Raw genomic sequence first — 14,119 nt, 5'->3', positions numbered from 1 at the left:
CGCCCACCGCCGCGTCGTTCAAGGAGGGACGCCGCCATGCTCGATCACGTCATCAGGGGCGCGACCGTCGTCGACGGGACCGGCGCGCCCGCGTTCGTCGCCGACGTCGGCATACGCGACGGCCGTGTCGCCGCCGTCGGAACGGTCACCGAGGAGTCCCGCACGGCCGAGGACGCGGCCGGCCTCGTCCTCGCGCCCGGCTTCGTCGACCCGCACACGCACTACGACGCCCAGCTCTTCTGGGACCCGTACGCGACGCCGTCCCTCAACCACGGGGTCACCACGGTCGCGGGCGGCAACTGCGGCTTCACCCTGGCGCCGCTGAACCCCGCCCGCCCCGCCGACGCCGACTACACCCGCCGCATGATGTCCAAGGTCGAGGGCATGTCCCTGGTCGCCCTGGAGGAGGGCGCGCCCTGGAACTGGCACACCTTCGGCGAGTACCTGGACGCCCTGGAGGGCCGCATCGCCGTCAACGCCGGCTTCATGGTCGGGCACTGCGCGCTGCGCCGCCATGTGATGGGACCCGACGCGGTGGGCGGCCAACCCACCCCCGGCCAGCTGGAGGACATGCTGCGTCTGCTCCACGAGGCGATGGACGACGGCGCCTGGGGCCTGTCCACCACGCAGTCCTCCACCCACTCCGACGGCGACGGCGAACCGGTCGCCTCACGGCACGCCCGGCCCGCGGAACTGCTGGCGCTCAGCAAGGCGGTCGGCGAGCACGAGGGCACACAGATCGAGGCGATCGTGGCGGGCTGTCTCGACCAGTTCAGCGACGCCGAGATCGACCTGTTCGTGGAGATGAGCGCGGCGGCGGGCCGCCCCCTGAACTGGAACGTCCTGACGATCGACGCGGCCGTGCCCGAACGCGTCCCGCGGCAGCTGGAGGCGAGCGAACGGGCCCGCAAGGCCGGTGGTCGCGTCGTCGCGCTCACCATGCCGATCCTCACCCCGATGAACATGTCGCTCGGCACCTTCTGCGCGCTGAACCTGATACCCGGCTGGGGTCCGGTCCTCGCACTGCCCGTCCCGGAACGCATCGCGAAGCTCCGCGACCCGGACGTCCGCGCCGAGATGCTGCGGCGGGCCGACAGCAAGGAGGCGGGCGTGTTCCGGCGGCTCGCCGACTTCGGGCGCTACGTCATCGGGGACACGTACAGCGCGGCCAACGAGGGCCTGACCGGCCGGGTCGTCCGGGACATCGCGGCCGAGCGCGGCCAGGAGCCCTTCGCGTGCCTGGTCGAGATCTGCGCCCACGACGACCTGCGGACCGTGCTGTGGCCGATGCCCACCGACAACGACCCCGGCTCGTGGGCGCTGCGCGCGGAGACCTGGCAGCACCAGGACGTGCTGCTCGGCGGTTCCGACGCGGGCGCCCATCTGGACCGCATGTGCGGAGCCCCGTACACCACGCGCTTCCTCGGCGACTGCCTGCGCGGGCGGAAGCTGGCGACGCTGGAGCAGGCCGTACGGATGCTGACGGACGATCCGGCGCAGCTGTTCGGGCTGCGCGAACGCGGACGCATCGAGGTGGGGTTCCATGCCGACCTGGTCCTCTTCGACCCGGAACGGATCGACGCCGGCAAGGCCACCCTGGTGCACGACCTGCCGGGTGACAGCCCGCGCCTCGACTCCAGGGCGATCGGCGTGACCGCGGTGTGGGTCAACGGCGTCGAGGCGATCAGGCAGGACACGGTGACCGGCGCCGTGCCCGGCAAGGTGCTCCGCTCCGGGCGGGACACGCGGACGGTGAACACCAGGTGACGGGCGTCCGGGCCGCCGCGCGGCGGCCCGGACCGGTTCTTCGAGGGGGTCGGGTGACCGGCGAGCAGCGGTTGTTCATCGGCGGGGCGTGGATGGAGCCCGAGCACGGGCACTACGAGGTGATCGACCCGGCGACCGAGGAGGTCGTCGGGCTCGCGCCCGAGGCCTCGCGGGACCAGGTGCACGCGGCCGCGGCGGCGGCCCGTGAGGCCTTCGGCGCGTGGTCGCGCACACCCGCGGAGGAACGCGCCGCGGTGCTCGGCCGGGCGGCCGGGATCATCCAGCGCAACTTCCTCCCCTACGCCGAACTCGCCCAGGCGGAGAGCGGTGCCACGACGGGCACGGCGCGCGGCATGCAGGTGGGGGTCGCGGTGGCCCGCTTCCGGCGCTACGCGAAGGTCGAGCCCGTCGAGCAGCCGCTGCCTCCGCAGATCAACGAGGCCGGCCCGTTCGGCGGGGCCGCCGTGATGGGCGCCCTCGCCGTGCGCCACCCGGTCGGGGTGGTCACGTGCATCACCTCGTACAACAACCCCTGGGCCAATCCGGCCGGCAAGGTGGCCCCCGCCCTGGCCATGGGCAACACCGTGGTGGTCAAGCCCGCGCCGCAGGACCCGCTGTCGGTGTACCGGATGGCGGAGGCCCTGGAGGCGGCCGGCGCCCCGCCGGGCGTGGTGAACGTGGTGTCGGGATCGCGCCCGGAGGCCGGGGAGGCCGCGGTCGACTGCCCCGACGTCGACATGGTCAGCTTCACCGGTTCGACCGCGGTCGGACAGCGGATCGCCGAGGTGTGCGGCCGGGGGATGAAGCGGCAGCTGATGGAGCTGGGCGGGAAGGGCGCGGCGGTCGTCTTCGACGACGCCGACCTGGACTCGGCGGTGTCGGGGATCGGCACCACGTTCTCGTTCTACAGCGGGCAGATCTGCACGGCGCCGACCCGGGTGATCGTGCAGCGGGGCGTGTACGACCGGCTGGTCGAGCGACTGGCCGCGTACGCACGGCACTTGACGGTGGGGGACCCGAGGGAGCAGGGCACGGTGGTCGGCCCGGTCATCTCCGCGGCCCATCGCGACCGTGTCGAGGCGTACGTCGAACTGGGGCGAAAGGAGGGCGCGCGCGTCGTCGCGGGCGGCGAACGGCCCGCCGCCGAACGGGGTTTCTACGTCGCACCCACTCTGCTCGCCGACTGCACGCCCGACATGCGGGTGGTGCGTGAGGAGATCTTCGGCCCGGTCGTCGCCGTCCTCCCCTTCGACGACGAGGAGGAGGCGGTCGCCCTCGCCAACGACAGCGACTACGGCCTGATCGACTACGTCTGGTCCGGCGACGTCGCCCGGGCCTTCCGCGTCGCCCGCCGGCTGCGGGCCGGCGGGGTGGGCGTGAACACGGTCGGCCGCAACATGGAGGCCCCGTTCGGCGGCTTCAAGAAGAGCGGTGTCGGGCGGGACGTGGGGTCCTACGCGCTGCACGCCTACAGCGAGGTGCAGGCCATCGTCTGGCCCGGGTGAGGCCCGGCCGGACGGCGGCCTGAGGGTCCGGCCGGCTGCGGACGCTCGGCCGGTCCGGTCGGCCCGGGCCCTGCGGCCGGCCCGGCCGGTCGGTCAGGTCGCCCCGGCGGTCAGTCGGTCAGGTCGACCCGGACGGTCAGCAGCCGGGTGCCGAGGGCGCGGACGGCAGCGCTGTTCATGCGTGGCAGCAGTCCGAGGCGGGCCCGCGGGTCGTCGTCGGGGAGCGGGTGGGCGGTGCCGTGGTACCAGCGGCCCCGGATGCGGACCCGGACCCGCGGGTCGGCCTGGATGTTCCGTACGTACTGGGACTTGTCACCGAACTCCGAGACGAGCCAGAACGAGTCGCCGACGCGGCGCCCGCCGACCGGGGTCCGGCGCGGCAGCCCCGAGGTGCGCCCGGTGGTCTCCAGCAGGGTCTGCCAGGGCAACCGCTTCAGCAGCGGGTTGCCGATCCGCCGCTGGAACGTCGTGACGGCCCGGTGCTTGGCGTCGAGGTAGCGCGACATGAGGGCTTCTCCCGTTCGGTCCGGTCGACCCTATCGGGGCGGGGCCGGGGCGGCCGGGCGGGCCGTTCCCCGGCCACCGCCCCACACCACTGTGAGCCGCCGCGTCCCCGTGCCGCCGTATCAGTGCTCCGTAGCGATGCTACGGAGCGGGGGTAGCGTTGCTATCCCGAAAGTGTTAGCGTTGCTTCTGTCGGGAGCGGAACACCGCTACCACCGTCACGTCAAGGAGCAACGCCATGAGCGAGCAGTACGAGCCGGCCGCAGCCTTCCCCCGCGTCGCGATCGTCACCGGCGGATCACGCGGCATCGGCCGGGAGACCGCCGAGCGGCTCGCCGCCCAGGGGCACGCCGTCGTCGTGAACTACGCGAGCAACGGCACGGAGGCGGACAAGACCGTCCTCGCGATCACCGAAGCGGGCGGACGGGCGATCGCCGTCCGCGCCGACGTGGCCGACGAGGCCGCGGTGGCCGGCCTGTTCGACGCGGCCGAGCTGGCCTTCGGCGGCGTCGACGTCGTCGTGCACGCCGCCGGATCGATGACCCTGGCCCCGCTCGCGGACCTCGACCTCGACGTCCTCGACCGGATGCACCGCACCAACATCCGCGGCACGTTCGTCGTCGACCAGCAGGCCGCGCGCCGGCTGCGCGCGGGCGGCGCGCTCGTCAACATCTCCAGCTCCGTGCTGGGCCTCGCCCTGCCCGGCTACACCGCGTACGCCGCCTCCAAGGGCGCCGTCGAGGCGATGACGCTGATCCTGGCCCGCGAACTGCGCGGCCGGGACATCACCGTCAACGCCGTGGCCCCCGGACCGACCGCCACCGAGCTGTTCCTGGACGGCAAGGACGAGGAGACCATCGCGTGGATGGCCGCCCAGCCGCCGCTGGAGCGTCTCGGCACCCCCGGGGACATCGCCTCCCTCGTCGCCTTCATCGCCTCGCCCGCCGGGCACTGGGTCAACGGCCAGGTGGTCCGCGCCAACGGCGGCATCGTCTGACGCACCGCCGCCCCCGCCGCCTGCCCGTCCCTCACCCCAGGAGTACCGACATGAGCAAGAAGACGATCCTCATCACCGGCGCCGGCAGCGGCTTCGGCGCCCTGTCCGCCCGCGCGCTCGCCCGCGCCGGGCACACGGTCTACGCCGCGATGCGCGACACGCGGGGGCGCAACGCGGACCGCGTCGCCCGGGCGGCGGCCCATGCCGCGGAGCACGGCGTGGACCTGCGCACGGTCGAACTCGACGTCCTCTCGCAGGAGTCGGCCGACGCCGCCGTGGCCACCGTCCTCGCCGAGGCCGGCGGCCTCGACGTGATCGTCCACAACGCGGGCCACATGGTGACCGGTCCCGCCGAGGCCTTCACCCCCGAGGAACTGGCCGCGGTCCACGACACGAACGTCCTCGGCACCCAGCGCGTCAACCGGGCCGCGCTGCCCCACCTGCGCGCCCGGGAACACGGCCTGCTGCTGTGGGTCGGCTCCACGTCCAGCAGGGGCGGCACCCCGCCGTACCTCGCGCCGTACTTCGCCGCCAAGGCCGCGATGGACGCGCTCGCGGTGTCCTACGCCGCCGAGCTGGCCCGCTTCGGCATCGAGACGACCATCCTGGTGCCGGGCGCCTTCACCTCGGGCACCGAACACTTCGCGACGGGCGGTCACCCCGCCGAGCAGACCGTGCTGCCGGCCTACGAGGAGCGCTACGGCGCGCTGACGGAGCAGGTCGCGCGGCGGCTCGCCGAACTCGCCCCGGCCGACGCCGACGCGTCCCTGGTCGCCGACGCCGTCGTCGAGGTCGTCGACACCCCGCACGGCGAGCGGCCGTTCCGGGTCCATGTCGACCCCGCGGACGACGGGTCGGAGGAGGTCAGCCGGGTCGCGGACCGCATCCGCGTGGAGTTCCTGACCCGGATCGGCCTGGCCGACCTGCTCGCCCCGCGGGGGATGGCGGCGTGAGCACCCGCACCGCCGCCACCGCGGCCTCGGATAGCGTCCCTGGCGTGAGTACCAAAGCACGCATCCTCGAAGTGGCGGCCGCGCTGGTCGCCGAGTCACCGGACGGGGACGTCTCGACCCGGGCGGTCTGCGAGGCCGCCGGGGTCGGCGCCCCCGCGCTCTACCGCCACTTCGGGGACAAGGAGGGCCTGCTGTCCGCGGTCGTCGACCACGGCTGGGACCAGTACCTGGCGACCAAACGCGATCGCCGCCCCGGTACGGACCCGCTCCAGGATCTGCGCGACGGCTGGGACACCCACACCGAGTTCGCCCTGCGCAATCCGAACCTGTACCGGCTCATGAACTCCCCGGTCATGCGCACGCCCCCGGCCGCGGCCCTGGAGTCCCACGAGATCCTCACGTCGGACCTGCGGCGCGCCGCGGAACAGGGCAGGCTGCGTCTGGCCCCCGAGCTCGCCGCCCAGATGATCATGTCGGCCAACGTCGGTGTCGCGCTGATGCTGGTCTCCCGCCCGGCGAGCTTCACCGACGCGTCCCTGTCCCGACGGGTCCGGGACGCCGTGCACGCCGTGGTCTTCACCCCGGACGCGGCCGGGCCCCGTACGCCGGCCGCGGACGGGGCGGAAGGGCCGCAGGTCCCCGCGACCGCCGCCCGCCTCGGCGCGCTCCTGCGCCAGTCCCCGAGCCCGGCGTTCACCCCCGCCGAGACGGGCCTGCTCGGCGAGTGGCTGGACCGGCTCTCCAACACGCCCCCGGACGACACCGGCCCTGCGGGACGACCGGCGGGTGGACGGCGGTCCTGAGCCGGAGTACCGGGGCCGGCTGAGTACGCGCACGGATGTCCGGCGCGGGCCGGGCTCCGTAGCGTCGGGGCATGGATCACACGAAAGGCTCCGGCGCACCGGCGGAACCCGTCGCCGATGCACGGCGCGCCCCCGCCGCATGGGCCGGACTGACCGCGCTCGCGCTGCTGGTGCTGTTCACCGGCGCCCTCGTCGGCCTGTTCGGGCCGCTCCTCGCCATCGCCTGCGACGCCTGCCAGGACGGCGTCCGCACCCCGCGCCACGGCGATGCGCTGATCGCCGTCGCGCGGGGAGCCGTACCGCTCGTCACCCTCGGCACGGTCCTCGGGATCTTCCTGCCCCGGGGCGGTGCGAAGGCGGGCGGGGCCGGGCTGGGCGTGCTGGTGCTCCTCCTGGTCGTGATGCAGGCGCTCAGCGCCTGAGGGGCCGGCTCACCCGTCCGCGGCCCCGGACGCCCCCAGGAAGATGGGGTTGGTGAACGCGGCGAGGGCCCCCGGCAGCGGACCGGCCGCCACCTCGTGCCGTACCTCGGCCCGTACGTACGCCGCGTAGGAGGCAGTGGTGCGCCACTCGACCGTGCCCGAGCCGGACACCGGCAGTGGGGCGCTGGTGAACAGGACGCCCTGGTCGGTGACGAAGCGGACCGTGCAGCGGGGGACGCCGGTGGCCTCCAGACGCACGGTGACCGGGGTCTCCCGGTCCACGTGCAGCCGTTCGCCGATGCCCGCGTGCTCGCCCCGGCCGCCGGACGCCGTGAAGGACAGCGAGACCGTCTTCGACTCGGCCACGTACGAGCGGCCCGCGCGGATGCCGTCCTGCACGGCCTCGCGCGTCAGGTCGTCCGCGAGGACGACGGTCTGCGGCGTGCCGACCGGGTCGGGATCGCGGTGCGCGTCGCTGTTGCCCATCGCGGGGATCCAGTCGCGCCCGGAGCGCACGGAGGCGACCAGCATGCCGTCCCAGTCGGCCAGGGCCACCTCGTCGTCGGGCGTGTACGGGCCGTTCCACACCTCGACCGCGTCCGCCTCCCCGAAGCCGAACTTCCAGGCGCAGCCGATGCAGGTGGCGTGCGGGTGGGCGGGCACGACGAGGCCCCCGGCGCCCCGGATCTGCCGGGCGTACCGGCCGAAGCGGTTGTCCCGGGCGCGGTAGCGCCAGTCGACGAAGGTGCCGGGGTCGGTGCCGAGAGCCACCACGTGGCCGTTGCGGGTGGTGACCTCCTCGCCGAGCATGATCAGCAGGTCGTCGCCCGCCTGGTCCGCCCAATGGGGGTGCGCGGAGTGGGTGTTGTGGTCCGAGGTGTTGATGAAGTCGAGACCGGCGGCGCGGGCCAGCGCGGCGATCTCGGCCGGTGTGCGGCGGCCGTCCGAGTACCAGGAGTGCAGATGGCAGTCGCCGCGGTACCAGTCCCGGCCGCGGCCCTTCGCGCGCTCCGGCGGGTACACCGGCTCGGGGGTCGGGGCCTGCTCGCCGTAGGTGAGGGTGATGGTGACCTCGTACGCCAGTCCCTGCGGGGCCACCGTGTAGGGGCCGAGCGCGATGTGCCAGGTGCCGGCCCGGACCGGGCCGGGGACGTACCCGGGGGTGGCGTCGTCGCCGCGCACGAAGAACTCGGTGCGCGCCCCGCCCGACCAGCCGCGGAAACCCCGGCCGCCCGGCGCGGTGCCGCGCTCGTCGAAGATGCCGATGTCCAGGGCGTTGCCCGCGGTGCCGGCCGGTACGGACGGCCTTTCGTAGGTGTACGCGACCCTGATCTCCCGCACACCGCGCGGTACTTCGACCGGCAGGTACACGAAGTCGGGCGAACCGGTGGGCAGGGTGCCGCGCACCGTGCGGGTCTCCGAACCGCCCGCCGGCGTCCCGGAGCCGTCGGCCGCGTCGGCGCCGCTCGCGAAGGTCACGCTTCCCAACGTAAGCGCCGCGGCGGCGCCCGTCACGAACAGGGCGCGTCTGCCCATCCCGTTTCCGTGGTCGTCCTCGCACATGCTGCTGCTCCCAGGGGTGTCGAGCATGACAGTGGCATGACATTGCCTGCCATGGTGTGGCGCGGGGGTGGCAGGGGCAACCCTGCTGCCCGGCCGTGAACGCCGTTGCACGGGCAGGGGATCGGCGGTTTGCCCGCAGGCGACGCCCCCGGACGGACCGGGATTGTGCGCGGGCCCTGCTGGGCCTGATCACCGCGATCGTATGCTCGAAGGATGACGACTTCCGAGACTCCCGGAACCGGGCCCACGACTCCCGCGACGTCCGGGACCGGGCCGACGGCGAACTCCCTGCGGCGCGCGCTCAGGCGCGCCCGCGACGGCGTCGCGCTCGACGTCGGTGAGGCGGCGGTTCTCCTCCAGGCGCGCGGCGCCGACCTCGACGACCTGGCCGCGTCCGCCGCGCGCGTGCGCGACGCGGGCCTTCGGGCGGCGGGCCGCCCGGGCGTCATCACGTACTCGAAGAGCGTCTTCGTCCCGCTGACCCGCCTGTGCCGGGACAAATGCCACTACTGCACCTTCGTCACGGTCCCCGGCAAGCTGCGCCGCGCGGGCCACGGGATGTTCATGTCCCCCGACGAAGTCCTCGACATCGCCCGCCGCGGCGCCGAACTCGGCTGCAAGGAAGCCCTGATCACCCTCGGCGACAAGCCCGAGGACCGCTGGCCCGAGGCCCGGGAATGGCTGGACGCCCACGGGTACGACGACACGATCGCCTACGTACGGGCCATCTCCATCCGCATCCTGGAGGAGACCGGACTGCTCCCGCACCTCAACCCGGGAGTGATGTCCTGGACGGACTTCCAGCGGCTCAAGCCGGTCGCCCCGTCGATGGGCATGATGCTGGAGACCACCGCGACCCGCCTGTGGAGCGAGCCCGGCGGCCCGCACCACGGCTCCCCCGACAAGGAACCCGCCGTCAGACTGCGCGTCCTGGAGGACGCCGGCCGCTCCTCCGTCCCCTTCACCAGCGGACTGCTCATCGGCATCGGGGAGACGTACGAGGAGCGCGCCGATTCGCTGTTCGCGCTGCGCCGGGTGTCGCGGTCGTACCACGGCATCCAGGAGCTGATCATCCAGAACTTCCGCGCCAAGCCGGACACCGCGATGCGCGGCATGCCGGACGCGGAACTCGACGAACTGGTCGCCGCGGTCGCCGTGGCCCGGCACATCATGGGCCCGTCGGCCTGTCTCCAGGCGCCGCCGAACCTCGTCGACAGCGAGTACGGACGGCTCATCGGCGCGGGCATCGACGACTGGGGCGGCGTCTCGCCGCTGACCATCGACCACGTCAACCCGGAACGACCCTGGCCGCGGATCGAGGAACTCGCCGCCCGCTCGGCCACCGAGGGCTTCGAACTGCGCGAACGCCTCTGCGTCTACCCGGAGTTCGTGCGCCGCGGCGAGCCCTGGCTGGACCCGCGGCTGCTGCCGCACGTCCGGGCACTCGCCGACCCGGAGACCGGCCTCGCCCGCCCCGACGCGGTCGTCGAGGGACACCCGTGGCAGGAGCCCGAGGAGGCCTTCGTCTCCTCCGGACGCACCGACCTGCACCACACCATCGACACCGAGGGCCGCACCGGCGACCGGCGCGACGACTTCGACGAGGTGTACGGCGACTGGGAGGCGCTGCGCGAGGCCGCCGCGCCCGGCATGGCCCCCGAGCGCATCGACACCGACGTACGGCAGGCGCTGGCCACCGCCGCCGACGACCCCACGAGACTCACCGACGCCGAGGCGCTCGCCCTGCTGCACGCCGACGGCGCCGCGCTCGACGCGCTCTGCCGGGTCGCCGACGACGTCCGCCGGTCCGCCGTCGGCGACGACGTCACCTACATCGTCACGCGGAACATCAACTTCACGAACGTCTGCTACACCGGCTGCCGCTTCTGCGCCTTCGCCCAGCGCCGCACGGACGCCGACGCGTACACCCTGTCACTGGAACAGGTCGCGGACCGCGCCGCACAGGCCTGGGACGTCGGCGCGGTCGAGGTCTGCATGCAGGGCGGCATCCACCCCGACCTGCCCGGCACCGCCTACTTCGACATCGCGAAGGCGGTCAAGGAACGGGTCCCCGGCATGCACGTCCACGCCTTCTCGCCGATGGAGGTGGTCAACGGCGCCACCCGCACCGGTCTGTCCGTCCGGGAGTGGCTCACGGCCGCCAAGGAGGCGGGCCTCGACTCGATCCCGGGCACCGCCGCGGAGATCCTCGACGACGAGGTCCGCTGGGTGCTGACGAAGGGCAAACTGCCGACGGCGACATGGATCGAGGTCGTCACGACGGCGCACGAGCTGGGCATCCGCTCGTCGTCGACGATGATGTACGGCCACGTCGACCAGCCCCGCCACTGGCTCGGCCACTTCCGCACGCTCGCCCGCATCCAGCAGGAGACCGGCGGCTTCACGGAGTTCGTGACACTGCCCTTCATCCACACCAACGCCCCCGTCTACCTGGCCGGCATCGCCCGCCCCGGCCCGACCACCCGCGACAACCGGGCCGTGGTGGCGATGGCCCGTCTCCTGCTCCACCCGCACATCCCCAACATCCAGACCAGCTGGGTCAAACTCGGCACCGAGGGAGCCGCCGAAATGCTGCGCTCCGGTGCCAACGACCTCGGTGGCACCCTCATGGAGGAGACCATCTCCCGCATGGCCGGGTCGTCCTACGGCTCGTACAAGTCGGTCAAGGACCTCATCGCGGTGGCCGACGCGGCGGGACGCCCGGCCAGGCCCCGGACGACGCTGTACGGCGAGGTGCCGGCGGAACGGCAGCGGGCCGCCGCCGCGTCGGACGGTCATCTGCCGGAGCTGTTGCCGGTGCTGGAGCAGTGAGGGGGTAACACCCCGCGGCGCCGGAACTCCGGTTCCGGCGGACTCTGCTGCCCGGCCCACCGCCGGGCGCCCGCAGCCGAGTTGGGCCAGACTGGGGGCGGGGCCGGGGCGTGGTGCGCCGGGGGAGTCGGGAGGACGACGGATGCCTGGGGCGCGTTCGGTGCCGTCGATGCAGGAGCTGATCGAGGCGCGCAGACGGCTCGCGTTCGTGGGCCGCGGTGCCGAACGCGCGGCGTTCCTGGCGAACTTCGATGTGCCGCTGCGGGACCCCGGCCGTCGCTTCCTGTTCCATGTGCACGGCAATGCGGGGGTCGGAAAGACCTTTCTCGTCAGGGAGTTGCAGCAGCTCGCCCAGGAGGCCGGGGCGCTGACCGCGTACGTCGACGAGAGCACCGGCAGCGTGCCCGAGGCGCTGGAGGCGATCTGTGCGCAGTTCGCCCGTCAAGGGCGCCGGTTCAAGGATCTGGAGCGGTTGCTCGCCCGACACCGCGAGCGGCGTCACGAGGCCGACTCGGTGTTGCAGGGGTCCCCGCCGGCAGAGCCCTCCGCGGCCGGCACGACGCTGGCGCGGGCGGGTCTCGTGGGGATCGGCATGGTGCCCGGTGTCGGCCCGTTGGCCGGCGCCGTCGACCCGGCCCTCCTCGCGGGCGCGGCCGACCAGGTGCGGGCCGGACTCAGCGCGCACTTCCGCGGCCGGGACGACGTACGGCTCCTTCTGTCGCCCGAGGACGTGCTCACTCCGGTCCTGCTGGAGGAACTGACCAGGACTGCCGCCCGTGCCCCGCGCCAGGTGCTGTTCTTCGACACCTACGAGCGGACCGGCCCGTTCCTCGACGCCTGGCTGCACGCGACCATGGCCCTGGGGCACCACGGTGCGATGCCGGCGAACGTGGTGGTCGTGACCGCGGGACGCAACCCGCTGGACGCCGGGCGCTGGGGAGGCTGCGGCGGCTCCGTGTCCGAGATGCCGCTGCTGCCGTTCACGGAGCAGGAAGCGCGGGAAGTGCTCGCGGGCAGGGGTGTGGTGGCGGAGCCGGTCGTCGAGGAGATCCTCCGCGTCACCGGCCGGCTGCCGGTCCTCGTCTCGACCCTCGCCGAGACGCGCCCCGCCGATCCGGACGACGTGGGCGACCCGAGTGCCACGGCCGTGGACCGCTTCCTGAAGTGGGAACACGACCCGGTGCACCGGGCCGTCGCCCTGGACTGCGCGTTTCCCCGACGACTGGACGCCGATGTCTTCCGCGCGGCGGCGGACTGCCCGGAGGAGGAGGCCGACGGCCTGTTCGACTGGCTGCGCGGGCTGCCCTTCGTCACCGAACGCGGCGGCGGGATCCAGTATCACGACGTCGTACGGGCGCCGATGCTCCGCTCGCAGCGCCTGCGTTCGCCGCGCGGCTGGACCGCACGGCACAGCCGCCTCGCGGAGACCTTCGGGCGGTGGCGGCAGGAGGCCGAAGCGGGAGAGGACAGGGGCCGGTTGTGGGCGCACGACGGGTGGCGGGAGCTGCGGCTCGCCGAGTCGTACCACCTGCTGTGCGCGAGTCCGCGGACCGCGCTCGCGGTGGTGCTCCGCGAGGTCGTGGACGCGTGCAACGAAGGCGACGTCCCGGCCCGGCAGTGGGCGCGGGTGCTGGCGGAGGCGGGACGCGACGCCGGTGCGGAGGAGCCGTCCCGCCTGGGGAGCGACCTGCTGCGGGCGCTGGACGAGGACGGACCGGCCGCCGCCCTGGAACTGCTGCTGAACCGTGCCGGGTTCGACGCGGCCACCGAGGCGTTCGCCCGGGCGGTGCGCGGCAGCGTCCTGCGGCACGGCGGGGCGTACGAGCGGGCGATGACGGAGTTCGACCGGGCGATCGCCCTCGATCCCGAGCTGGTGAGGGCCTATCGCAGCCGGGCCATGACCCGTGCCGAGTCGGGTGACTACGTGGCCGGAATCGCCGACCTGGACCGGGCGCTGGCCCTGTCGCCCGACGACGGACGGTCGTTCGCCGTCCGGGGCGAGTACCACCGGGTTCTCGGCGACTACGACGCGGCGCTCGACGACCTGGACCGCGGGATCGCCCTCGATCCCACCCGGGACTTCGCCTGGGCCTCCCGGGGAGCCACCCGGCTGAGCCGCGGCGAACTCGACGAGGCCCTCGCAGATCTGGGACGGGCGCTCGAACTCAAACCGGACTACGGGTGGGCGCTGGCCCGCCGCGCCCGGGTGTGGCGCGCCCTCGGCGAGGACGATCGGCAGATGGCGGACCTCGACCGGGCCGTCGCCGTGCAACCCGACTGGGCGTGGGGCGTCTGCGAGCGGGGAGACGCCCTCCGCGTCGCGGGCAGGCACACCGAGGCGCTGGCCGACTACGACCGCGCCGTGGAGCTCGACCCCGGGTACGCGTCGGCGTACGCGAGCCGGGCCGTCTCCCGCAGCGAACTGGGACGCCACGAGGAGGCGCTCGCGGACCTGGACCGGGCGCTCGGCCTCAGGCCCGACTACGCGTGGGCGCACAGCCACCGGGCGGAGATCCTGGCACGCGCCTCGCGTGCCAGGGAGGGCGGCACTGCGTAGCGCGGCCCGGGCGCCCGCACGGGCCGCCCGGTGAAGGCGGCGCGGGCGGACGCGCGTGCGTCGGCGACCCGCTTCCGCCGACGGGATGGGCACGGGGGCGGGGACGGGGATGGGGCCGGGGGAGCATCACGGGACATGCCCCCCGAACGACGCCCATACTCGACCACTTGAGGTCACTCGGAGCACATCCCGTATATGGATCCGGAACCTCAACCG

10 protein-coding genes are annotated in these 14,119 nt (G+C 73.8%); 8 read left to right on the top strand and 2 right to left on the bottom strand.

What is annotated here, in order from left to right; genetic code table 11:
* Window positions 1–36 precede the first annotated feature (36 nt).
* Window positions 37–1,767, top strand: coding sequence for an N-acyl-D-amino-acid deacylase family protein (locus ABEB03_RS12255; RefSeq protein ID WP_345646280.1), 1,731 nt, complete (start codon window positions 37–39; stop codon window positions 1,765–1,767).
* 92 nt (window positions 1,768–1,859) lie between these two features.
* The gene (locus ABEB03_RS12250; protein ID WP_345646998.1) at window positions 1,860–3,272 is read left to right on the top strand and encodes an aldehyde dehydrogenase family protein; all 1,413 of its coding nucleotides are present in this window, start codon (window positions 1,860–1,862) and stop codon (window positions 3,270–3,272) included.
* A gap of 110 nt (window positions 3,273–3,382) precedes the next feature.
* Here ABEB03_RS12250 and ABEB03_RS12245 read toward each other — a convergent pair whose 3' ends face one another.
* Complete coding sequence (locus tag ABEB03_RS12245; RefSeq protein WP_345646278.1) at window positions 3,383–3,778, bottom strand: nitroreductase/quinone reductase family protein; 396 nt, start codon at window positions 3,776–3,778, stop codon at window positions 3,383–3,385.
* A gap of 236 nt (window positions 3,779–4,014) precedes the next feature.
* Between ABEB03_RS12245 and ABEB03_RS12240 the strand changes: the two genes are divergently transcribed.
* The 4 genes from ABEB03_RS12240 (at window position 4,015) to ABEB03_RS12225 (ending at window position 6,951) form a co-directional block, all read left to right on the top strand.
* A complete protein-coding gene (locus ABEB03_RS12240; RefSeq protein WP_345646275.1) occupies window positions 4,015–4,773 on the top strand; it encodes an SDR family oxidoreductase in 759 nt (252 codons plus the stop codon).
* Between the two features lie 50 nt (window positions 4,774–4,823).
* A complete protein-coding gene (locus tag ABEB03_RS12235) occupies window positions 4,824–5,726 on the top strand; it encodes an SDR family NAD(P)-dependent oxidoreductase (RefSeq protein WP_345646272.1) in 903 nt (300 codons plus the stop codon).
* A gap of 44 nt (window positions 5,727–5,770) precedes the next feature.
* Window positions 5,771–6,529: a TetR/AcrR family transcriptional regulator gene (locus ABEB03_RS12230; protein WP_345646268.1), complete on the top strand. Its 759-nt coding sequence runs from the start codon at window positions 5,771–5,773 to the stop codon at window positions 6,527–6,529.
* A gap of 71 nt (window positions 6,530–6,600) precedes the next feature.
* Window positions 6,601–6,951, top strand: coding sequence for a hypothetical protein (locus ABEB03_RS12225; RefSeq protein ID WP_345646265.1), 351 nt, complete (start codon window positions 6,601–6,603; stop codon window positions 6,949–6,951).
* A 9-nt stretch (window positions 6,952–6,960) separates the two neighbouring features.
* On the opposite strand, the gene ABEB03_RS12220 is transcribed toward ABEB03_RS12225, so the two are convergent.
* Entirely contained in the window at window positions 6,961–8,514 is a 1,554-nt protein-coding gene (locus ABEB03_RS12220) for a CehA/McbA family metallohydrolase (protein WP_345646996.1), read from the bottom strand.
* Between the two features lie 213 nt (window positions 8,515–8,727).
* On the opposite strand from ABEB03_RS12220, the gene ABEB03_RS12215 reads away from it, so the two are divergent.
* Complete coding sequence (locus tag ABEB03_RS12215; protein ID WP_345646263.1) at window positions 8,728–11,346, top strand: bifunctional FO biosynthesis protein CofGH; 2,619 nt, start codon at window positions 8,728–8,730, stop codon at window positions 11,344–11,346.
* 142 nt (window positions 11,347–11,488) lie between these two features.
* Window positions 11,489–13,903: a tetratricopeptide repeat protein gene (locus tag ABEB03_RS12210; RefSeq protein ID WP_345646260.1), complete on the top strand. Its 2,415-nt coding sequence runs from the start codon at window positions 11,489–11,491 to the stop codon at window positions 13,901–13,903.
* Window positions 13,904–14,119 lie beyond the last annotated feature (216 nt).

This window comes from Streptomyces siamensis (assembly GCF_039543605.1).
In the GTDB taxonomy this organism is placed as follows: domain Bacteria; phylum Actinomycetota; class Actinomycetes; order Streptomycetales; family Streptomycetaceae; genus Streptomyces; species Streptomyces siamensis.
The sequence above is the reverse complement of the archived record's forward strand: the minus strand, read 5'-3'. Positions and strand labels throughout refer to the sequence as shown.